At 60.0% G+C, this 20,472-nt stretch carries 19 protein-coding genes; 9 read left to right on the top strand and 10 right to left on the bottom strand.

Translation table 11 applies throughout. The features are described 5' to 3' along the window. Positions 1 to 24 precede the first annotated feature (24 nt). The 3 genes from QEZ49_RS16600 to egtB are packed head-to-tail and all read right to left on the bottom strand — an operon-like array spanning position 25 to position 3,144. Complete coding sequence (locus QEZ49_RS16600; protein WP_280388458.1) at positions 25 to 666, bottom strand: TetR/AcrR family transcriptional regulator; 642 nt, start codon at positions 664 to 666, stop codon at positions 25 to 27. 40 nt (positions 667 to 706) lie between these two features. After that, a complete protein-coding gene (egtD, locus tag QEZ49_RS16595; protein ID WP_280388457.1) occupies positions 707 to 1,831 on the bottom strand; it encodes an L-histidine N(alpha)-methyltransferase in 1,125 nt (374 codons plus the stop codon). Next, a complete protein-coding gene (egtB, locus tag QEZ49_RS16590; protein ID WP_280388456.1) occupies positions 1,828 to 3,144 on the bottom strand; it encodes an ergothioneine biosynthesis protein EgtB in 1,317 nt (438 codons plus the stop codon). Before egtB ends, egtD begins: the two co-directional genes overlap by 4 nt. A gap of 264 nt (positions 3,145 to 3,408) precedes the next feature. Here egtB and QEZ49_RS16585 point away from each other — a divergent pair, with 264 nt between their 5' ends. Then, a complete protein-coding gene (locus tag QEZ49_RS16585; protein WP_280388455.1) occupies positions 3,409 to 3,603 on the top strand; it encodes a hypothetical protein in 195 nt (64 codons plus the stop codon). A 36-nt stretch (positions 3,604 to 3,639) separates the two neighbouring features. Further along, positions 3,640 to 4,287: a hypothetical protein gene (locus QEZ49_RS16580; protein WP_280388454.1), complete on the top strand. Its 648-nt coding sequence runs from the start codon at positions 3,640 to 3,642 to the stop codon at positions 4,285 to 4,287. 420 nt (positions 4,288 to 4,707) lie between these two features. Here QEZ49_RS16580 and QEZ49_RS16575 read toward each other — a convergent pair whose 3' ends face one another. Beyond that, positions 4,708 to 5,385: an extensin family protein gene (locus QEZ49_RS16575; RefSeq protein WP_280388453.1), complete on the bottom strand. Its 678-nt coding sequence runs from the start codon at positions 5,383 to 5,385 to the stop codon at positions 4,708 to 4,710. A 454-nt stretch (positions 5,386 to 5,839) separates the two neighbouring features. Next, positions 5,840 to 6,598: an alpha/beta hydrolase gene (locus QEZ49_RS16570; RefSeq protein WP_280388452.1), complete on the bottom strand. Its 759-nt coding sequence runs from the start codon at positions 6,596 to 6,598 to the stop codon at positions 5,840 to 5,842. 121 nt (positions 6,599 to 6,719) lie between these two features. On the opposite strand from QEZ49_RS16570, the gene QEZ49_RS16565 reads away from it, so the two are divergent. Together QEZ49_RS16565 and QEZ49_RS16560 are read left to right on the top strand one after the other, a co-directional pair. Further along, positions 6,720 to 6,971 (top strand): zinc-finger domain-containing protein, encoded by a 252-nt coding sequence (locus QEZ49_RS16565; protein WP_068460711.1) that lies wholly within the window; start codon positions 6,720 to 6,722, stop codon positions 6,969 to 6,971. 76 nt (positions 6,972 to 7,047) lie between these two features. After that, positions 7,048 to 8,247 carry an FAD-dependent monooxygenase gene (locus QEZ49_RS16560; RefSeq protein ID WP_280388451.1) on the top strand — a complete coding sequence of 400 codons (1,200 nt, stop codon included), beginning with the start codon at positions 7,048 to 7,050 and terminating at the stop codon, positions 8,245 to 8,247. Here the strand turns inward: QEZ49_RS16560 and QEZ49_RS16555 are convergent. Together QEZ49_RS16555 and QEZ49_RS16550 are read right to left on the bottom strand one after the other, a co-directional pair. Beyond that, positions 8,244 to 8,975 (bottom strand): type 1 glutamine amidotransferase, encoded by a 732-nt coding sequence (locus tag QEZ49_RS16555; protein ID WP_280388450.1) that lies wholly within the window; start codon positions 8,973 to 8,975, stop codon positions 8,244 to 8,246. The two genes, QEZ49_RS16560 and QEZ49_RS16555, sit on opposite strands and share 4 nt — an antisense overlap. 184 nt (positions 8,976 to 9,159) lie before the next feature. Then, positions 9,160 to 9,771, bottom strand: coding sequence for a response regulator transcription factor (locus tag QEZ49_RS16550; protein ID WP_280388449.1), 612 nt, complete (start codon positions 9,769 to 9,771; stop codon positions 9,160 to 9,162). Between the two features lie 313 nt (positions 9,772 to 10,084). Between QEZ49_RS16550 and QEZ49_RS16545 the strand changes: the two genes are divergently transcribed. Beyond that, the gene (locus tag QEZ49_RS16545) at positions 10,085 to 11,344 is read left to right on the top strand and encodes a TIGR03862 family flavoprotein (RefSeq protein ID WP_280388448.1); all 1,260 of its coding nucleotides are present in this window, start codon (positions 10,085 to 10,087) and stop codon (positions 11,342 to 11,344) included. An 83-nt stretch (positions 11,345 to 11,427) separates the two neighbouring features. Here QEZ49_RS16545 and QEZ49_RS16540 read toward each other — a convergent pair whose 3' ends face one another. From QEZ49_RS16540 to QEZ49_RS16530, 3 genes are read right to left on the bottom strand one after another with little or no spacing between them, the layout of a single operon-like run. Further along, on the bottom strand, positions 11,428 to 13,266 hold the full coding sequence (locus tag QEZ49_RS16540; protein ID WP_280388447.1) for an ATP-binding cassette domain-containing protein: 1,839 nt from the start codon (positions 13,264 to 13,266) through the stop codon (positions 11,428 to 11,430). Between the two features lie 4 nt (positions 13,267 to 13,270). Continuing rightward, positions 13,271 to 13,921, bottom strand: coding sequence for a YcgN family cysteine cluster protein (locus QEZ49_RS16535; RefSeq protein ID WP_348534824.1), 651 nt, complete (start codon positions 13,919 to 13,921; stop codon positions 13,271 to 13,273). A 30-nt stretch (positions 13,922 to 13,951) separates the two neighbouring features. Next, positions 13,952 to 14,269: a hypothetical protein gene (locus QEZ49_RS16530; protein ID WP_280388446.1), complete on the bottom strand. Its 318-nt coding sequence runs from the start codon at positions 14,267 to 14,269 to the stop codon at positions 13,952 to 13,954. 143 nt (positions 14,270 to 14,412) lie between these two features. Here QEZ49_RS16530 and QEZ49_RS16525 point away from each other — a divergent pair, with 143 nt between their 5' ends. The 4 genes from QEZ49_RS16525 to QEZ49_RS16510 all read left to right on the top strand — a co-directional run bounded on the left by QEZ49_RS16525 (position 14,413) and on the right by QEZ49_RS16510 (position 20,275). Continuing rightward, on the top strand, positions 14,413 to 14,766 hold the full coding sequence (locus QEZ49_RS16525; protein WP_280388593.1) for a hypothetical protein: 354 nt from the start codon (positions 14,413 to 14,415) through the stop codon (positions 14,764 to 14,766). A 135-nt stretch (positions 14,767 to 14,901) separates the two neighbouring features. Beyond that, on the top strand, positions 14,902 to 16,332 hold the full coding sequence (locus QEZ49_RS16520; protein WP_280388445.1) for a site-specific integrase: 1,431 nt from the start codon (positions 14,902 to 14,904) through the stop codon (positions 16,330 to 16,332). Then, the gene (locus QEZ49_RS16515) at positions 16,329 to 18,122 is read left to right on the top strand and encodes a hypothetical protein (protein ID WP_280388444.1); all 1,794 of its coding nucleotides are present in this window, start codon (positions 16,329 to 16,331) and stop codon (positions 18,120 to 18,122) included. The genes QEZ49_RS16520 and QEZ49_RS16515 overlap by 4 nt, the downstream gene beginning before the upstream one ends. Further along, positions 18,119 to 20,275, top strand: coding sequence for an integrase (locus QEZ49_RS16510; RefSeq protein ID WP_280388443.1), 2,157 nt, complete (start codon positions 18,119 to 18,121; stop codon positions 20,273 to 20,275). Before QEZ49_RS16515 ends, QEZ49_RS16510 begins: the two co-directional genes overlap by 4 nt. The last annotated feature ends 197 nt before the right edge of the window (positions 20,276 to 20,472 follow it).

The following is a 20,472-nucleotide window of genomic DNA, read 5'->3' as shown; positions in this document are numbered from 1 at the left end:
CGCAATCGCACACCGCGCGACGCGCTACTTGTCCGACGTGACGCCCAGACCATCGAGATAGATCAGCACCGCTGCTTCAAGCAGATCTTCCGCCGACATCGGGATCGGACGACGTGCAGCATCGCCACGACTGAACAGCGCAGCGATGCCGTGACTGAGCGACCAGATATGCAGCGCCATCATCAGCGACGGCGGACGCTTTGCCGGCGGCAACGTTGCAGCCAATGCATCGCAGGCCTGACGCAGAACGGCGAATGCGCGCTCACCCGCCTCTCGCACTTCCGGATAATCGCCCATGGGCAAACCGGATTCGAACATCGCCGAAAACTGCGCCGGCTCCTTGGCTGCAAAGTCCAGATAGGCCCGCCCGACACGCTCAAAGGCTGCTCTGGGCGTTGGCTTGCCGTCATTCCAGGCTTGCGCCAGTGCATCGGCAAACGCATCGAAGCCACGGCGAGCGATGTCAGCCAGAAGTGCGTCGCGATCGCGATAATGGCGGTAGGGAGCTGCGGGACTAACCCCGGCCGCACGCGCGGCATCGGCGAACGTGAAGCCCGCCGGCCCCTTCTTGGAGATCAATTCAAGTGCCGCAGCGATCAATGCTTCACGCAGATTCCCGTGGTGGTATCCGCGCCGCGCGCCGGGGCCGCCCTTTTGCCATGCCATGACGCGCTTGTAGCTCAATTCGCAAGGCGACGGCTATCTTTCACGCGTCAGCAACGAGCACATGGACGCTGAACAGGTGCTCTGCATCGGTCCACACCACCTGAGGCCGCCAGCCTGCCTCACCGGCAAGCGTATGGAAGCCGTCTATCTCGTACTTGTGTGAGTGCTCCGTATGGATTTGCTCTCCGGCATCGAAATGGAAGCGGCGCCCGCCGACGTCCACCCATTGCTCCCGCAGACTGACGAGATGCATATCGATCCTGCCGTTGCGCATATCGTAGGTGGCCGAATGCTTGAACTGATCGAGCTTGAAATTGGCGTCCAGTTCACGATTGGCACGCGCCAGCAGATTCAGATTGAAAGCCGCTGTCACACCATCGGCGTCGTCATAAGCGGCAAGGAGACGTCGAACGTTCTTCTTCAGGTCCGCTCCGATAATCAGGTGCGCGTCTGGACCCAATGTCCGGCGCATGCTGGCCAGCAGCGCAACAGCATCGACGGGACGCAAGTTCCCAATCGTCGAGCCAGGAAAAAAGCCAAACAGTGGCCTTGTAGAAAATTCCGGCGGTATGGCTATCGGTTGCGCGAAATCAGCTTCGATCGGCATGACGCGCAACGCTGGGAACCGTTCAGCGATGCGTGCCTTTGCGTCCTGCAAGGCAGTCGCGCTGATATCAATCGGAACGTAAGCGTGCAAATTCTCCATCCGCTCCAGCAAAAGTTCGGTCTTGGTGCTGGAGCCGGACCCGAATTCAACCAGCACCGCGCCATCCGGAACGATCGCCGCGATCTCCTCCGCCTGATGCCGTAAAATTTCTGTCTCGGTGCGGGTTGGATAATACTCCGGCAGCGTCGTTATCTTCTCGAATAGAGCGCTGCCCGCCGCATCATATAAAAATCGGCTCGGAATGGATTTTTGCGGCGCGGACAGTCCGGCAATCAACGCCTCAGAAAAATCCGAACCGGCAGCAGGGTCAGCACGGCCACTGGAACTGCAAAAGGTTGGGCGCGATCCGCTATGACCGCCGTTCCTTATGCTGTCGCGCTCGCGATCCGAGGTGAACCAGGCGCCAAAAAAACTCTGCTCCGGTAACGACGGCACCCGCCTCTCTCGACTGAAATCCGAAGAGCGTCTTGCCGCTGATTTCTTGTTCGCCTCACTCATGCAACATCCTCCGCCAGACGAACCCCCGTGAACTGCCATCTCTGGTGCGGATAAAAGAAGTTCCGGTATGTCCGCCGAATGTGCCCCGGCGGCGTCACGCAAGAACCGCCGCGCAGAACGTTTTGACTGACCATGAACTTGCCGTTGTATTCGCCGAGCGCACCCGGAGCCGCGCGATAGCCCGGATAGGGAAGATAGGCACTCGACGTCCACTCCCACACGTCCCCAAACATCTGAGTGAGTTCGCCTTCAGCTCCCACAGGGGCAGGTTGCGGACGCATGTGTCCGGTGCCGAGATCGTTGCCCGCCATGCCGACACCGGTGCTTGCAACTTCCCATTCAAACTCGGTCGGCAGCCGCTTGCCCGCCCAGTTCGCGAAGGCATTGGCTTCGTAATAACTGACGTGCGCAACCGGCGCCGCCAGCCTCACCGGCACCAGACCTTCAAGCGTCATCTGATGCCAATCGCCATCGCGCTGCCGCCAATATCCCGGCGCGTCCCACCCGTTGACGTTGATCGCGCTCCAGCCATCGGCAAGCCAGAGCAGCGGATCGCGATAGCCGCCATCGTCCATGAATGCCAGCCATTCAGCGTTCGTCACGCAACGGTGAGCAAGGCGGAAGGGTTGCAGAAGCGCATCGTGACGCGGCCCTTCATTGTCGTAACAGAAGCCTGCACCGGAAAATCCAACCGGAAAAATACCGCCTGGAAACTCAATGAAAGCTGCGCCATCGCCGTGATGGGTCTGATCGCGACACGGCGCCGGCGTACGATATGCCGGATGCAATGGCTGAGCGTCGAAAAGGCAAAGCACGTCCGTGAGCAGCAACTCCTGATGCTGTTGCTCGTGGTTGATTCCAAGTTCGACGATAGCCGCCGGCCCATCCAATCGATCATTGATAAAACCACTGACGAACATTCGCTCCAGCGCTTCATCGACATGAGCGCGATAGCCGCGCACCTCATCCACCGACGGCCGCGTCAGCAATCCACGACGATTGCGAGCCTGACGCTTGCCGTGACTCTCGTAATACGAGTTGAAGCAATAGGCGAAGTCCGGTGAATATTCGCGATAGCCCGGACAATGCGGCTTCAGCAGAAATGTCTCATAGAACCAGGTCGTGTGCGCCAGATGCCACTTCGTCGGGCTGGCGTCGTCCATGGGCTGAACGACCTGATCTTCATCGCTCAGCGGCGCCGCCAGCAGTTGCGACAGTCGCCGGCTAGACTTCAGCCTGTGCAATAGTCGCAGACGGTCGGAAAGTTCTTCGGTGACGGGAGCGGCAGAATGATCGACGGCAGAAGGAAACACGGAAACCTCGGCTTTATATCCACGGGCCGCACCGGCTAATCGCGATGCCTTAATGCCCTAACGATTTGCAGCCGCATCGGTTTCTCCATTGCTCCGATTTCATCGACGCACTTGATGGACGAACCACCAAACACCGACGGAACGCTGAAATATTTCGATCCTTCGATTTTTAGACAACGGCAACACGCATCCTTCAGGCTGCAGAGGTTAGACATCGCTATTGCCGGTTTTATTGTCTCGGCCGGAAGCTAAGGAGTTCAGGCGATGGCGGATCGTGAACTGGAAGTCGGGGCCATCGTGCAGCTGACGGGCCTTGAAATCGGTCTCATGATCGCCGATGCCTCGTATCGGATCGAACAGCTTCTCCAGGCTGAGGAAGGCTCGCCGCTCTATCGGGTGCGCCGCGATGACGAGCCTTTCGACCGTATCGTTTCTGAACGCGACATCCGTGATTTTTAACCGGTCATTTTCGCTACATAACAAGGTCAAGCACCGATGCGCGTCCTGCCAATCATCCTAGCTGCGATCGTCTCCACCGTGTCATTGAGCGGCGTGGTCTATGCCGAGCCGAAAGCGGCTGAGCCGCTCGCGGTGGAATTCGATGGGCAGCACTACACGCTGAACTTCGAAGATCAGGCAGCGCTGCCCGATGGCTCGATGGGCAATGCTCTGGCTGAATTCACCCTCAAGGGTGAAACCGTCGAGAACTGGTCGAAACTGTTTGCTTTCTATGCCTATCCGCAGATGGGCACTGACCCTGCAGCAGCTGTTGAAGCCGTAGGCAAAGTGGTGAAGGAAACAAATCCAGACGCGAACTATGCCATCGACGTCAGCAATGAAAAGGAAGCCATCATCGATTTTCTCACCTGGGCTGAAGGCAGCGAGGTGATGGAGTTCAACGTATTCCGTTATACTCCCGCCGATGACGGCCCGGGCCTGATCGCCATGCAGTATGCCCAGCACATCAACATCGACGATATGGATGTTGAAGCCATGCGCGCGTTGCGTGAGCGGGCCGTGCGCGAGATGGCTGCAATGGATATGGATGCTGCCCAGGACTATTTCGCCGCCAAGCGCGAGCAGATGTCTGCCAAGGCCGAGGATGGCGACGCCCCATCATTCGCCGAGCGCGATCAGCAGTGAGCGACTGAACACCTAAAACTCAGAGCATCGGCGCGATCACGGCACCTGAGGCAAGCCTGACGGCTTCCAATCTATGCTGTCTGGTATTTTCGCGGGGCAAGCGGCGCAGTATAATCCAGGCTTGCTGTCGGGATATCGCACATGCACCGCGCCCCCTTATGCCTGATCGTCTTCGTATCGCTTGTTATCGCGCACACCGCTCTCGCCGCCCGGCATCCGGCGCCGCCCAGCGCCAGCCGGTTGCAGCCGGACATCGTATGCTTGGACCCGAGCGCTGAGTTCCCCGTCGCCTGCGATGAGGACGACGATTAGAGTGCTTTCGGAAAAGTGGGAACCGGTTTTCCGACAAGAAGCACGACAAAAACGAACATCTAGAGCTGGTCCGCGCTTCGACAAAACGCTGAAAGGCTCTGAGCCCAGCTACTTGCAGACCGTGCGCAAGCCATCCTTGCCGCGCCGCGCCAGATCGACATGGAAATGGTCGTGATGGTTGCGGTCGTAGTTCGGGCTAAGCACCGTCGTGAAATGATGGCACGCACCAGCGCGCACCTCGCGCAGAAAAGCCTGATCGCGCTTGTCACCGCGCCAGCCTTTTTTCACCGAGACCGTCTTGCCGTTCGCCAGCACAAATCCGGAAACATCCAGCGCGTTGGCGTGGCCGTGCTCGGAAAGCACCGCTCCGAACGCGTGATTGATCGGGCGGCAGGAATAGGAGCCAGCGATGCGCAGCTCCGTCAGCGGCGAGTTGTAATAGCGCAATGCCGCCGGCTCGATCACCTCCCGCACCCACAGGTTCACCTGCGGGATCATCGGGCATCTCAGATACGCCACTGGCTTCAGCGTAACGTTGCCATTGCGCACGGCCGCCAGTTCGAAGGGCTGCTCCGCACCGCAGGCACTCGGCCCGCCGAGCGAAAGCTTGGTCTTGATGTAGGGGCTTTCACGCACAACACCGGCCGCAAGGCAGGCGCGCTCTTCTGACGAACGCCATGGTTCGTCCTTGGCGATGAATGATTGCGTGGCACTGCCACCGCAGCCGGAGAGCAGCCACGGGAAGCAAAGAATGCCAAAGAGGACGCAGATACGGACAGATGGCATGATGCGAGACGCTAACCGCAGTAACCCTAATGGACTGTAAACCTGCCATCTTTCCCGGGACGAAGATGATCAGGCCAATCCGGCGGCAGTGCGACTCAAAAACGGCGCAACCCAGATATCGTCGCGCAAAACAACCACACAGCAGAGTTTTCCACAGCGCAAATGTCGCGATCGCAATGGAAGCACAAGACCGCCCGCCACTATCTTGATATGACTGGATTGTCTGGAGCTTCCGGACCCTCGGCGGCGGCCAATTCGTTGTGCGTATGTGCTGCGTTCGAGTGTGTATTGCGTCTTGGCCCCGGCTTTTTGGTCGGCTGCTATGTCCCTGACAACCCCGCGTTTGTCTTTTGGGATGTAAGCGCCGATTGGCCGGGGCCTCGTATTTCAGGGGCAGTGTTTCTTAAGGCCCCCGCGAGCGCCGCGCCTGCTGCCAACGGCCGCGCCCCGTTTGTCAGCCCGCATCCACGGCGGCGAAGAAATCAAGCACTGCAGCTTTGAATTTGCGATCGCCCACGGCCTTCATGTGATCGCGGTTGGCAAGCGTTACGGCCTTGGCACCCGGTATCAGCGCCGCCAATTCGTCTGCAGAGCCGCCGATCACATCGCGGTCCCCAACCACGACCAGCACCGGACACCTCAGCATTGCCACCGCATCCGCCGTCAGCGGCGCGCGCGCGGAACGGATACAGGTGGCCAACGCATTGAGATCGCTTCCGGTTTGCTCGGCGAACGAACGGAACGTCCGCGCGGTGGGGTTGGTCACGTCATCAATACTGGCGGCCTCCAGCGCATGGGCGATCGGCCCGGTGCCAGCCAATCCGCGCACCATGTTGATGCCCAGTCCGCCGAACACCAAGCTGCGCACGCGATCGGGATGCGCCAGCCCGAGAAACGCCGAGATGCGCGCGCCCATCGAATAGCCGAGCACGTGGGCGCGCTCGACGCCCAGGTGATCCAGCAGCCTGCACGCGTCCTCCGCCATGAGCGGGGCGCCGTAATCTTCCAGCCGATAGAGCTTCTCGCTGCGGCCGTGCCCGCGATTGTCATAGGCAATGACGCGGTATCCAGCCTCGGTCAGCGCCCTGACCCAACCAGTATCGATCCAGTTGGTGACAATGTTCGATGCGAACCCGTGAATCAGCAGAACCGGCTCGCCTTCCCCTTGATCAAGAAAGGCAATCTCGGTGCCATCGGAGCTGAACGTGCGCACGGGGCTGGATCCTTTCTGCGGGCGGGAGCATTGCTTAAAACGCGACCGCCGTACCCCTATCATTTGACTTTCCATGCGGCTATGGTCCGCCGATACGGATCAGATAATGCAGGGTAATTCGATGGCTTCGAGCCCCGTTCCCCATCTCGCCAACGACGATGGCGTTGAGAAAATTTTCGTCGGCGTGCGCGAGTTGAACTGCATGGGCGCGCGGCCGCCGTTCGATCATCCGCATGTCTTTCTCGACATGGGCAGCGACGGGCAGATCCTGTGCCCCTACTGCTCGACGCTCTATCTGTACGATCCGCGTCTGGCCGCCGATGAGACGGACCCGCCGGGCTGCCTGACCTCGCCGGTTGAAGAAGCTGCTTGACACGCGCGGCCTGCACGTGGTGGTGGCATCGTGCACCGCCACCGACTAACACGGCCGCGACCTGCCCAATCGAGCCATGATCGACCCAGCCGCCAGCCACCTTGCGAATGCCCCAGCACTCATTCTCGGGGGTGGCATCGCCGGGCTGGCGAGCGCGCTTGCACTGGCGCAGCAGGGCATCGCTTCACACATCCTGGAAAAGCGCACCAGCTACAGTGAAGAGGGCGCCGGCATCCAGATCGGCCCCAACGGAACGCGCATACTGCAGCAGCTTGGCGTAGCTGAACGGCTCCAGCCATTGGTTGGCACACCGGAAGCACTAAGCGTTCGCGATGGGCGCTCCGGTGCGCAGCTTGCCCTGCTGCCACTGGGAGATTGGATCGCGCAACGTCATGGCGCCCCCTATTGGACCGCGCACCGCCACGACATTCACACCGCTCTACTGACTGCGGCGCAAGCCGATCCGCGCATCACCATCACGCTGGGCGACACCGCCGCGTCGATCACTCCCAACGATACAGGAGTGAGTGTTGCAACAACCGGCGGCAGAAGCGCAAACGGCTTCACCCTCATTGCAGCAGATGGCATCGGCTCGACGGTACGCACCTCGCTGTTTGACGGCGCGCAGCCGACTCCATACGGCAAAAGCGCCGCGCGCAGCGTCATTCCCATGGACGCTGCACCGGAACCGTTACGGCGTCAAATTGTAACGATCTGGCTGCTGCCGGATGCGCATGTCGTGCACTATCCGGTTTCCGGAGGCCGCGAACTGGCCATGGTGGTCGTGCTGAACGATACGCACCTGAGCGAAAGCTGGAACCAGCCGGTTGCAGCCGGAGAAATAAAGCAGGCACTGAGAACCTCAGCCTCAATGCTGCGCGAACTCATCAAGCCCGTACACGACTGGAAGCGCTGGACGCTGCGCACACTGCCCGTGCCGGCTCAACTCTCGATCGGCAACATCGCGCTGGCCGGAGACGCCGCCCATCCGATGCTGCCGTTTTTTGCTCAGGGCGGCGTTATGGCGCTGGAAGACGCGGCAGTTCTCGCCGCAACGCTCGGATCAAGGCAGGGGCCAACTGGCAAGCTGTTGGCGGACTATGCCAGCAGCCGTCGCGCGCGCGTAGCCCGCGTCGTTGCCGCGTCACAGCGCAATGGCCGCATCTATCATCTCGGCGGCGCCGCAGCGTTGGCACGCAATGCCGTGCTGCGCATCTCGCGCCCTCAGCATTTGATGCGGCAATACGATTGGCTGTACGGCTGGCGCGCGGCTTAATCCTGCATCTGCTCGATGGCGACATGCATGAAGTTATCGTAGACGCGCCGCGAGTTTTCCAGAATATCGGCAAAGGACTCTGAAACGCGTCGCTGTACGCCAACTGCGTAATTGGCCGGATATTGCCGCGCCAGCGCAGCTCTGCTTGCGTCCGGATCTGCCCATTCATGGATCGACTGCTCACTCGCTTCGATGTGATACTGCAGCCCGAAGGCTGCCGATCCATAGCTCATAGCCGCCACGCGGCATTGCGGACTGGAAGCAAGACAGGTCGCACCAACGGGCAAGCGCTTCACCTCGGCGCAATGCCATTGAACACCGCGAAACACCGGCTCCACGCCTTCAAACAGGCGATGGCACATACCCTCATCGGACAACGATATTTCCGCCAGATCAAACTCGCATGCGGACGCGGGGCCAACCTCTCCGCCCAAACTATCCGCAAGCAGTTGATGCCCCAGGCAGACACCGAAATACGGGCGATCCAGATTTTTCACCCAATGGCGGATGGCTGCCTTTTCTTCGCGCAACCAGGGGTAAGCGTCTTCTTCCCAGACATCCATCGTGCCGCCGAGGACGATCATGATGTTGAATTGATCGAGATCAGGAATCTGATCGCCTGCATAAAATTTTATGATGGTGGGCTCAGCGCCGTCGGCCTTCAGATGACCGGCGATTGTCCCCGCGCTGCAGCTAGGCGAATGCTGAAAAATAATAACGCGGGGCATTGCGAGCGTGCCGATCCATTTTTCTGATTTTTGCGAAACGATTATGGTGCATGCTGACGAATTGCAAGCACAGAAGTGCGTGTTTGGGGAAAAAGCCGCAGCGGCACTGACGCACATCGCATCAGTCGCGCAGCGCGCGAACCGCCGAGCAAAACCAACCCATCCAACGGATGTGGGAGCTCGACTATTTCATTTCCATAGATACACGGATGAGATCCGCGGTACGGCCAACCCCGAGCTTATTCTTAATAATGGAACAGGTGTTAGCTACGGTTTTGTAGGCAATTCCAATGGTCTGCGCGATCTCTGCAAGACTGTTGCCCTCACCCAGAAGCCGCAGAATTTCAATCTCGCGCATGGTCAATTGCTGCAGAGGATCTTCCGCAGAAAGCTGCGTAAAAGCCAGCGCGCTCGCAATTTCACGCTCAACATAGCGACCGCCTTCGCCAACCCGCGTCACCGCAGTGATAAGCTCATCAGCTCCCGCACTTTTACTGACGTAACCCCGTGCCCCGAGACGCAATGCCCGTGCCGCGTACAACGGCTCGGCGTGCATGGAAAACACCACAACCCGCGCCCTGTCGTCCTCGGCCATGAGGCGACGCAGAAGTTCAAGGCCACCGATGCCTGCAAGATTCAGATCCAGGACGATCAGGTCAGGTGCCAACGCGCGAAACGACGCCAGCGCCTCTTCTCCGGACGAAGCCTCGTGCAATTCCATCTCGCCGAGGTCGGCAAGCAACCTGCGAACGCCCTCTCGCACCACGATATGATCGTCGACAAGTAGAATCTTCATACCGTGGGGCCCCGAGCGTGGTGATCCGTGCCAAGTGAAATTATGGCTTCGCAGGAGCCACCGGGCATCAAGCCGGATCTGATACCTTCATTCCAACTTATCGCGCGGCGCTGCCGCCGCCTAGGGAAGCCGTGACCGGCGCAGAGGAAGCATTTCCAAAACCAAAGAGAAAGTCGTTCCGCGCCTAACACGGCACAAATGCCATGCCGTTCCATGGCGACTTAGGCGTGAGTGGATTTTCCCTTCAGCATTCCAAAGACATAGCTATTAGGTTAGGTGTGGTCGAAACACCCCAACCGTTTTAGGAAACATCGTGCAGACAGGTAGCATCGGCACTGCAATCGTCATCGGTGGCGGCCCGGCTGGATTGATGGCAGCCGAAGTGCTGGCCAAGGCCGGAACCAGTGTCGCTGTTTATGACCGTATGCCTTCGCTGGCACGGAAGTTTCTGATGGCCGGTCGCGGGGGCTTGAACCTAACGCACAGTGAAGACCTGCCCCGTTTCCTGACCCGCTACAGCGCCAGCGAGAAACAGCTCCGACCGATGATCGAAGCTTTACCGCCGGACGCGGTGCGGCTCTGGTGCGAGGAGCTTGGCCAACAAACATTTGTCGGCTCCAGCGGCCGCGTTTTCCCGCAGGCAATGAAGGCTTCACCGCTGTTGCGGGCATGGATCGCGCGCCTGACAGCGACCGGCGTCTCCTTCCACATGCGGCACAGCTGGTGTGGCTGGACTGATGACGGCGCCTTGCTGTTTGAAGGGCCGGACGGCCAACAAGCCATCAAGGCTGACGCCACCATATTGGCGCTTGGCGGGGCGAGCTGGCCGCGTCTTGGCTCAACCGGGGACTGGGTTGCACCGCTCGAAAACACGGGAACGGAAGTGGCGCCGCTATTGCCGGCGAACTGCGGATTTCTGGCGGAATGGTCGGATGTTTTCAAAGCCCGCTGCGAAGGCAAGCCGCTGAAACGCATCGCGGTAACGTTCAATGCCGAAACTATACGCGGCGAAGCGCTGATAACCGCGCGAGGCATTGAAGGCGGCGCGATCTATGCGCTCTCTGCTGACATCCGCCATTACATTCTGGCGAAGGGCTCGGCACTGATTTACCTCGACCTCAGGCCGGACATTGCTCTGGATGATCTGACTGCACGCCTCGCCAGGCCGCGCGGAAAGCAATCGCTGGCGACATTTCTGCGCAAGGTGGCAACGCTTTCACCGGTTGAAATTTCTCTGCTGCATGAATGCGCATCCCGGCCGCTGTCTGAGCTCGATGCGCAAGCGCTGGCTGAACTCATCAAGCAACTGCCGCTGCGGCTTACCGGTGTGGCTCCGCTTGCAACCGCCATTTCAAGTGCGGGTGGCGTGAAGTGGAGCGAGGTCGACCAGTGCCTGATGCTGAAGCGCAAGCCGGGCGTATTCGTTGCCGGTGAGATGCTGGACTGGGAGGCGCCAACGGGCGGCTATCTGCTGCAAGCGTGCTTCGCCACCGGCGCATGGGCAGCCCAAGGCGCACTGGATTGGTTGCAACAGCGCAGCAATGCGATTGCGACGTCGCAACATATAACATGAACGGCGTTGACGGAGGGATGCTGGGTGGAGACATTAGCGACAGGCTACCTGACTAGGCCGCTCGACCCGCCAGCTTAACCCCGTCAATCGCCTTCAATTTCCTCGCGCAGCATTTCCAGCTCCAGCCACTGGTCTTCAGCGCTGGCAAGCTCTGCTTCAACCGCAGCGAGGCGGGCGGACTTGTCCGCGAACGCATTCGGATCGCGCGTATAAAGTTTTGGATCAGCCAGCGTCATACCGAGCTGCTTGGCCTCTTCCTGCAGCACTGCCATCCGTTTCGGCAGCGTTTCCAGCGCGTGCTTTTCCTTGAAGCTCAGCTTGCGTTTCGACGCCGGAGCGAACGCGGCCTGCTTGGCAGCTTTCTCCGCCGCTGCATCCGACGCGCCTGCACTTTTCGCTGTCTTTGACTTAGCCGTCGCCCGACCGGAAAGATCGCTGCCGCGCTGTCCGAGCATGTCGGAATAACCGCCCTCGTACTCGCTCCACTGGCCGTTGCCTTCCGGCACGATCACCGAATGCACGACGCGATCGAGAAAATCGCGATCATGGCTGATGAGAACGACGGTGCCGGAATAATCCGCCAACATCTCCTCCAACACATCGAGTGTTTCGAGATCGAGATCGTTGGTCGGTTCGTCGAGAACCAGCAGGTTTGAAGGCTTGGCCAGCGCGCGCGCCAGCATGATACGTCCGCGTTCGCCACCGGACAGCACGCGCAACGGCGTGCGCGCCTGCTCCGGCTGGAACAGAAAATCTTTCATGTAGCTGACGACGTGCTTCGTCTTGCCGCCGACTGACACCTGATCGCCACGCCCGCGCGTCAACGCTTCGGCCAGCGTCCAGTTCGGATCGAGGCTGTCACGATCCTGCTCAAGCGACGCCATCTCGATGCCGGCGCCCATGCGCACTTCACCGCTGTCCGGCGCCAGTTCGCCAATCAACATGCTGACCATCGTCGTCTTGCCGGAGCCGTTGGGCCCAACGATGCCAATGCGATCGCCGCGCATGATGCGAGTTGAAAAGCCTTCAATGATCGAGCGTTCGCCATAGCGTTTGCTGATATTCTTGGCTTCGAATACGAGCGCGCCCGATTTATCCGCCTGCGCCGCATCGATAACCGCCTTGCCCGTAGCGCGGCGATGGTCTCGCCGCTGCTGGCGCAAATCCGCCAACTCAGCCATCCGGCGCACGTTGCGTTTACGGCGCCCGGTTACGCCGTAGCGAACCCAGTGCTCCTCTCGCACGATCTTGCGGTCGAGCTTATGTTGCTGAACCTCTTCTTCAGCGAGCTGCTGATCGCGCCAGGCTTCGAAATCCTTGAAGCCAACCTCAACCCGGCGTGCCTGACCGCGATCCAGCCACAGCGTTGCACGCGAAAGCGATTCAAGAAACCGTCGGTCATGGCTGATGATAACCAGCGCACCGCGCTGGCTGGCGAGCGTGCCCTCCAGCCATTCGATGGTTGGCATGTCGAGATGGTTGGTGGGCTCGTCCAGCAGCAGGATATCGGGCTGCGGCGCCAGCACCCGCGCCAACGCTACACGGCGCGCTTCGCCGCCGGAAAGATTTGCCGGGTCTTCATCTCCGGTCATGCCCAGCTGTTGCAGCAAATAGCGCGCCTGATGGACATCATCGTTCGCCGTCAGTCCCGCCTCGACATAGGAGAGCGTCGTCGCATGGCCGGCGAAATCGGGCTCCTGCGGCAGATAGCGGATGACCGCGCCGGGCTGGATGAAACGCTCGCCATGGTCCGGCTCAACCAGACCAGCGATGATCTTCAGCAACGTGGATTTGCCGGAGCCGTTACGCCCGACAAGGCACACGCGCTCTCCGGCCGAAACGGAAAGCTCCACACCATCCAGCAGCGGATGACCGCCGAAGGTGAGCGCGATGTCGCTGAGCTGCAGAAGCGGTGGCGCCATTTTTTTAATTTCGTCTCGTTGATGAGGGAACGGCTGATCGGCGGCGGAAGCGCCACCCATGCGGGCGCCATAGCACAGAAGCCGGCACACGATCACGCTTCTTCGGTTCTTTCTCACCGGCGGCCGGCTCCCCGGAGAGGAGTCGCCGGTGCGAGACAAGATTCAAGTGGCCTGGCCAATGTATGTAGCGGGCGATGTCGGCCGCCTTCACGCCCTTCTCGCTGCGGATCCAGCCCTGCCCCGATATGCCTGCGCTGTGAACCGTTTCCGGATCGCCGGAAAGCAGCGGGTGCCACCATTCCAGCGGGCGGCCTTCAGACAGCGCGCGGTAGGCGCACGAGTATGGCAACCACGGCAGCGCATCGATCATGTCCGGCGTGATGCGGATGCAGTCTGGCACCTTCTTCTTGCGATTCTCATAGTCCTTGCAGGAGCAGCTGTGCGTATCCAGCAGCTTGCAGGCCAGACGAGTGAGATAAATGTCGCCGGTGTCTTCGTCCTCGACCTTCAGCAGGCAGCACAGCCCGCAGCGGTCGCACAGCATCTCCCATTCCCCGCGCGACATCTCATCAAGATTCTTCACCTCCCAGAACGGACGAGATCCGGGAGCCTCTTGATTTTGCTTCGATTTGCGCGCTTTGCGGGGTGTGGTCATCCCGGGCTTTTAGCACATCAGGGCGCGCCGTCACCCACCTGCGGCATTGGTGATGCGTACGAGACCGAAGGCGCGCAGCAACAGATAGCACCCGAGCACGGCCGCAAGCGAAAAGCCGGCGACGATGACAGCATGGAAGAACACCACGCTCCTTCCCATCGAATCCCTTGCAAAAAAAGCCGTCATTGCCAGTACCGCAGGATAGATCAGCGACGCCGCCACGCAGGCCGACACCGTGATCGGCCGCCCCCACGCGACCCAAGCCGCCAGCGCCAACCCACAGATCGCCGCTGGAACCGCCCCGATAAAGTATGAAATCTGCAGCCATCCAAAACCGGTGTTCAGCACGTCCGTGACGGTTCGCGAGCCGTCGTAAAAATTGGTCGACCACCGGAAGCTCCCAACAGCACCAAGCCGACCAGGCCACCGATGAGGCGGCCCTAGCCCGCAGACTACCGCAAAAACTTTCGCCGCGACGCTGATCGGTTGCCGTGCCAATTGCGTTCTCCAAAATTGCTAAAAAATCGTCTGCGGTTAACTGGCCGCAGGCGTGGCAGGTCGCCGATGATGCCTGCGGAGCATTGCAGCCTGCCGCCGCTATCGCCATCTGCAATCGTCGATCCACCGGCGTCAATCGGGAGAATATCGGAATGCGCGCCCTTGCCCTCTGCCTTGGTCTGATAACGCTAACGGCGGCGGCTGCTCTGGCGAAGGATCCGGACCTCATTTTCAAGAAAACAACCGTCTGGCAGTTCTTTTCACCCGACCACAAGCTGGCCACCTATGCCATCGATGATCCCGATGTCTTATCTGGACAGTCTGGCAAAGGATTATCTGGACAATGAATATAGACTCGCGCTGTTAGTTTGATCCAGTTGTCGTAGTTGCCGCATTGGAAGAAGACCTCCCGCGCGCGGGAGTCTTCTTCCAATGCGAAGGGGCAATTTCCCAAGTGCATGCGTCGAGAGTGGATCTCGTCCATGATTACTTTGCTGGAACACCGTGCCTTACCGGCCGTGGAGGGTGTGGCGTCGGGCTGGAGCCGCCAAGGGCAAGCCCCAAGTATTCGCCGGGACGGCGACACCTACGACGCCAACCTCGATCGCTTCTTGGCGGATCTGCCGCTCAACGGAGTGCGCTCCCACCACAGCGTGCGCAGCTACGCTTACGATCTGCTTGTATGGGTTCGGTTTCTCGATGAGGCTCGAAGCAAGACCGTTTGGCAAGCCACGCGTGCCGACGTTGATAGCTATCATCGTGCCCGTCGCCAAGACGACGCTGCAAACCGTATTTCGGCCTCTTCGTGGAATCGTGCAGTTGCGGCCCTCGACAAACTCTACCGGTGGGCGGTCGAAGAAAGCGTAATTGCACAAAGCCCATTCACATATCGCGATGTGTGGCGCCGGATACAGCCCGGCCAAGGCCGTACGATCACTATTGCCCGCAACCAAGCATACGAACGTGCCGCGAGACGATCCGACGTAAAATTCATCACTATCGAAGATTACCGCCGGTTCCGTGATGTCGGGCTGCGCGGGTTGGCGGTTGATGGTGGGGAGCGGCATGGCGCGCGCGATCGCAATGGCAGCCGCAACGCATTGTTTGCCGATCTGCTCATTTCGACTGGGCTGCGGCTCGAGGAAGCCTCGTCATTCCTTGCGTGCGAGGTCGAGGAGGCGATCAAAACGACAGCCAACGGCGATAAGCAGGTCGCGGTCCGTCTTCCTGCTGCACTCACTAAGGGTGACAAGGGCCGCACCATCCGCATTCCGGCTTCGTTGCTCTCACGGCTTCGCAGCTACCTAGAGGTTGAGCGGGCGAACGGCGTAGCGAAGTTCCAGGCACGTGACGGCTCGCAACGCATGCGCGGCCCAATCATGGCCTACATCAACGACGGCACGATCGAAGTTATGTCGAGAAATGGGAATCGTAAACCGCTGCGACTGGAGACTGTGACCCCCGAAGAACGGCGGCGGCTCGTGCTCTGCGAGCACAGCGGCAAACCCATTGAGCCCGCCGCACTATGGCTCAGCGAGATAGGCATACCGATCGCGCCCAACAGCTGGGAGGCAATATTTGCTCGCGCTTCGCGGCGTTGCCAGGACGCGGACCTCGCCTTCGAAGTTAGTCCGCACCAGCTACGTCATAGCTTCGCCGTACACATGCTTGCCTTGCTCATTCGGCAGCGGTTCGGCGATACCTCGAACGACAACGAACTATCGGGTGTCGCTTACCGTCGGCTGCTGGGCGACCCCCTGCAGCAGGTTCAGAGACTGCTCGGTCATTCAAGTGTAGCCACCACCTACCTCTACCTTGACCATCTCGCGGGGTGCCAGGACACAGTCGATACCGCCGTCGAGGAGTTACTTTCCGGGATCACGTCGCCATCAGTCGTGAGAGTCGCAGCATGAGTGGGAAGAAGGATCGCCCACGTCGTGGTCGGCGTGTCTCGTTCATGTCTGCGGGCGCTAAACCATCTGAAAAGCGAACGCCTTCCATTACAGGTCTCCGGTTCACCGTCGATACGGCACACGGTGGTGCCGCCTTCGTCGACCTCGTTGAGGTCAGGCAACGCAGGTTGGCACTAGCGTTCGGTGCGGCGCTAAGGGAGTTGGCACCGACGGTAGTGCGCAAGACCGTCGCTAGTCGCGCCCAGGCGCTGAAGCGCTTCTTCAGATTTCTCGACGAGGAAGCCAAAGTCGAGGGCCCAGAGCACCTGCGCGCCGAGCACATCGACGGCTTCGAGAGCTGGCTCGAAGCGCAAGGCACCAAAGCTCGCCATTGCGTTCTCGCTCACGTGATCAGCGTTCTGCGCTCAGTGGACGCAGGTCTGCCTGGAGTCGTCGATGAGAAACTGCAGCAACGTCTGCGCTACACGAGCGCACGCCCCTTGGCTCGCTCGACGCCGCGCGATGCCTATAGCAGGTACGTTGCCAAACAGCTTCGCGATGCCGCACGCGCCGACGTCCTGGCCATTGCGCAACGGATTAAGTCGCCTCCCCCCATCGAGCACTCAGACAGCATTTTGCGCGAGTGCTTAGAGACGATCAACGCTGTGATTGAGACAGAGGGCACAGTGCACTTCGATTATTCGAAGGTCAAAAATTTCCGCGTCCGTTCGTGGCGGCTTGGCATGGAAGTAGGCCGGCCAAGTCGAAATCTTCACGCCCGGCACTATCTACTCGTCGATGATCTCATCCCATTTTTCGTCCTACTGAGCCTGGAAACGGGACTGGAGCCCGAGTGCATCAAGGCCCTGCGTGTCGACTGTCTGCGCAATCCGGCGGCAGGGACGGTCGAAATCGAATACTGCAAGCGGCGCGCGCGTGGATCAGAGTGGAAGCGGTTGCGTGTCCGCGACGGTGCCTCGTCGACCGCGGGCGGGATCATTCGAATGATTATCGAACTCACCGCGGCTGCGCGGAAGCACAAGCCGAGTGAGAATCTGTGGGTCTACTTCAATCTTGGCCGTCTCCTCGGTGATTTCCCCGGCAGTTTCCGGAAGCTCAAGCACAACTGGGTCGCAAGACATGGCATCATCGACGACGATGGGAAACCATTGCACCTGCTTCTCACTCATCTTCGCAAAACCCACAAGTCGCTCTGGTACACCAAGACCCAGGGTGATCTCGGCCGTTTCGCCGTCGGTCACACCCCCGAGATCGCCGCGCGCCACTATGCTGATCTGCCATCGCTGCGCCATCTGCACGAGCGAGCGGTTGCCGACGGCTTGAGCGACGCGCTGACTTCGGCACTCGAGCCTGTCCTGTTGACGCCCGAAAACGAAGCTGCCGCCCGGAAGGACCCGGCCTCGCTCCAGCTGCCTTTGTCCATCACCGAAGCGCGCGGCGTGCTGAACGGGAAGCAAGATGTCTGGCTTGCCAGTTGTGTCGGCTTCCACAAGAGCCCGTTCGCCGCGGAAGGCGAACCGTGTCCCGAACCGTTCTGGGGGTGCCTCGAGTGCCACAACGCCGTCATTACGGCGCGAAAGCTTCCGGCCATCATCGCATTCCTGGATTTCATCGTCGCGCGCCGCGCCGACACTGCCGATGCCGATTGGTGGCCGAAGTTCGGTCGCGCCTGGTCGCGCATCACCGAGCAGGTGCTCCCAGCCTTCTCCGAGGCGGTCGTCGCCGATGCGCGTGAGAAAGCAAGGCGGCTAGAGCATCAGCCTTATCTGCCCATGGAAGCACACACATGACGCAAGTCTCCACGCCTATCTCAGCAGCGTTCCGGCATCCGCTCGATGGTAAGCCGGTCTTGCGGAGTGCGCCGCTGCGGAGCGGCTACAGGCGATCAGCGTTGCCCCGCTTCGAAGACGGCACGTGGGATTTGTCGCCGGCCGTGTTTCGCGAGAACGCGAGCTCCCATAAGTTCACAGTACACTTCGACGACATCGAGGATGCTGCCGTCGAGCAGACGCTTAGGGAATTTCTCTATGCTCGGCTTAACTTCGATGTTCCAGGCTTTCAGATGCGGCTGCCGCCGGTCAGTATCCGTCGGACATTCAACAACGCTCGGCCCTTTCTCGAATTTGTTGCTGACATCACAGGCTCGTGCAAACTCGCAGGCGTCAATCAAGGCCTTCTTGATACCTATCTGGCTCACCTAATCACCCAAGGTCGGGAACGCCGGTCGAGCGCTCCCCTTTTGCAGGTCGTTTATGATCTCCATCACTTTCGCGAGTACATGCCCTCCGGCGGGCTCAAGCTGCTGCCATGGAACGGCCGCTCGATCTATACGCTCACAGGCGCAAAGAGTATTCCTGGCGAGAATAAGACGCCGCGCCTGCCGGAGGAGATTATCTCTCCACTACTCAAGTGGTCGCTTAAATACATCACCATCTTCTCTGCCGACATCCTTGCCGCTCGTGGCGAGCTCGAGGCTCTGAACGAGCGGCAGAAGCAGCTATTCTCGAAGGACGAGGGATCCTCTGCGGCAGTACGCCGACAGCGCTGGCGCAAGCGATTGATCGCCTACATCGGCCACCTTCGGGCCAACGGCCGTAGCATGCCGATCTGGACAACTACCCCTAACGGTTCCATCCGCACCGATCCCGCGACTAAAACAACGACTCCGCCAGTCAATTATACTCTTATCTATCAGCACATCGGGATCGATCAGAACAATCTTGTCGACTGTGCGCATTTTCGCCAAGCGACGAAGCAGCAAATCATAGAGGCCGTTGCCGAACTCGGTGTCGAGGCCGGCGGTATGGATACGCCCATTTCGCACGACCCGGACACGGGGCTTTCTTGGCGGCCACGCTTTGATTCAACCACAGTGCTTGCTGAAGAGAAGATGCTGCAGGCCGCCTGCTACATAGTCTGCGCCTATCTCAGCGGCATGCGCGATGCCGAGGTGCAGGCCATGCGCTCGGGCTGCGTTCGGGTCCAACGGAGCGAAGACGGCATCATCGAACGCTACCAAGTGAAAAGCAAAATCTACAAGCGCCGCGATAGCCGCGGCCAGCCCGAGACTTGGACGACGATCGAACCAGTGGCCAAGGCGATCCACGTTCTCGAACAACTCACTGAGCGCGTTCGAGAGCGCCGCGGCGGCAATACGCTTTGGCGCGTCCTCCACGAGAGGCGAGGCACAAAGGACCACATCGGGGCCGAGATCGTACGCCGTCTCAACATGTTCCGAGACCACCTGAACGCGCAGTTGAGCACGCCCTCCGCGCCTGCCATTCCGCCCGGCCGAGACGGCAAGCCCTGGCATATCACCACACGACAATTCCGGCGTACTGTCGCTTGGCACATTGCCAATCGACCGTTCGGTACCGTCGCCGGCATGATCCAATACAAGCATGCCAGCATCGCCGCCTATGAAGGCTACGCTGGGTCGAGCCCCTCCGGCTTCCGCGACGAGGTGGAGCGCGAGCGTGGTCTCGGACAGCTCGACGACGTACTATCCTATTTCGACCGTCACCGTAGCGGCGAAGTGCTGATGGGTCCGGCCGCGGCGCGCATCTCGAGGGAATTGCAGCACACCGCCGACAAGCTCGATCCGCTACCCGGCCATATTGCCGATCCCACACGCGTCCGCTCGATGCTAGCACACATAGCGAAAACGCTGTTCGTCGGCGTCATGAATGACTGCTTTTTCGATCCAGCGACGGCGTTATGTCTCAATGGCAAGACAGAAGCAGCGACGCCCTCGATGGCCCAGTGTAGTCCAGATCGTTGTCCCAACTCCTGTATCACGAGCCGTCACCGACCGCTGTGGGCCAAGGCGATTACCGATGGCGAGGATCTGCTCAAGACCAAGCGACTGTCGCCGTTGCAGCGGGACGCAATCCAAAGGGATTTGGGCCGCTACCGCAAAGTACTCACAAGAAAATCTGATTGACCTGACATTCGCCAAGCAAACTCGTCCGGCGCGCTGGAGCTGATCATCAATACGTTCGCAGCAGATGAGATCCAGTGGGGACGCACGGGCAATCCGGCGGCCCGATATCTATAGACGTAATCAGTCGCGTTCGCCCGTGTCTTCCCCAGTGCGGCCCGGGACAGATTTGCTCCGTTGTGGTATAAACTCTCCATCAT

The organism is Hyphomicrobium sp. D-2 (assembly GCF_029872155.1).
GTDB lineage: Bacteria > Pseudomonadota > Alphaproteobacteria > Rhizobiales > Hyphomicrobiaceae > Hyphomicrobium_A.
This window is presented reverse-complemented; position numbering and strand designations above follow the sequence as displayed.

Coding starts and splice junctions, on each gene's coding strand:
- QEZ49_RS16555 (WP_280388450.1), bottom strand. CDS start 8,975: ATGCCCCGCGTTATTATTTTTCAGCATTCGCCTAGCTGCAGCGCGGGG.
- QEZ49_RS16535 (WP_348534824.1), bottom strand. CDS start 13,921: ATGACCACACCCCGCAAAGCGCGCAAATCGAAGCAAAATCAAGAGGCT.
- QEZ49_RS16510 (WP_280388443.1), top strand. CDS start 18,119: ATGACGCAAGTCTCCACGCCTATCTCAGCAGCGTTCCGGCATCCGCTC.
- egtD (WP_280388457.1), bottom strand. CDS start 1,831: ATGAGTGAGGCGAACAAGAAATCAGCGGCAAGACGCTCTTCGGATTTC.
- QEZ49_RS16600 (WP_280388458.1), bottom strand. CDS start 666: ATGGCATGGCAAAAGGGCGGCCCCGGCGCGCGGCGCGGATACCACCAC.
- QEZ49_RS16565 (WP_068460711.1), top strand. CDS start 6,720: ATGGCTTCGAGCCCCGTTCCCCATCTCGCCAACGACGATGGCGTTGAG.
- QEZ49_RS16560 (WP_280388451.1), top strand. CDS start 7,048: ATGATCGACCCAGCCGCCAGCCACCTTGCGAATGCCCCAGCACTCATT.
- QEZ49_RS16575 (WP_280388453.1), bottom strand. CDS start 5,385: ATGCCATCTGTCCGTATCTGCGTCCTCTTTGGCATTCTTTGCTTCCCG.
- QEZ49_RS16520 (WP_280388445.1), top strand. CDS start 14,902: ATGATTACTTTGCTGGAACACCGTGCCTTACCGGCCGTGGAGGGTGTG.
- QEZ49_RS16540 (WP_280388447.1), bottom strand. CDS start 13,266: ATGGCGCCACCGCTTCTGCAGCTCAGCGACATCGCGCTCACCTTCGGC.
- QEZ49_RS16515 (WP_280388444.1), top strand. CDS start 16,329: ATGAGTGGGAAGAAGGATCGCCCACGTCGTGGTCGGCGTGTCTCGTTC.
- QEZ49_RS16585 (WP_280388455.1), top strand. CDS start 3,409: ATGGCGGATCGTGAACTGGAAGTCGGGGCCATCGTGCAGCTGACGGGC.
- QEZ49_RS16580 (WP_280388454.1), top strand. CDS start 3,640: ATGCGCGTCCTGCCAATCATCCTAGCTGCGATCGTCTCCACCGTGTCA.
- QEZ49_RS16550 (WP_280388449.1), bottom strand. CDS start 9,771: ATGAAGATTCTACTTGTCGACGATCATATCGTGGTGCGAGAGGGCGTT.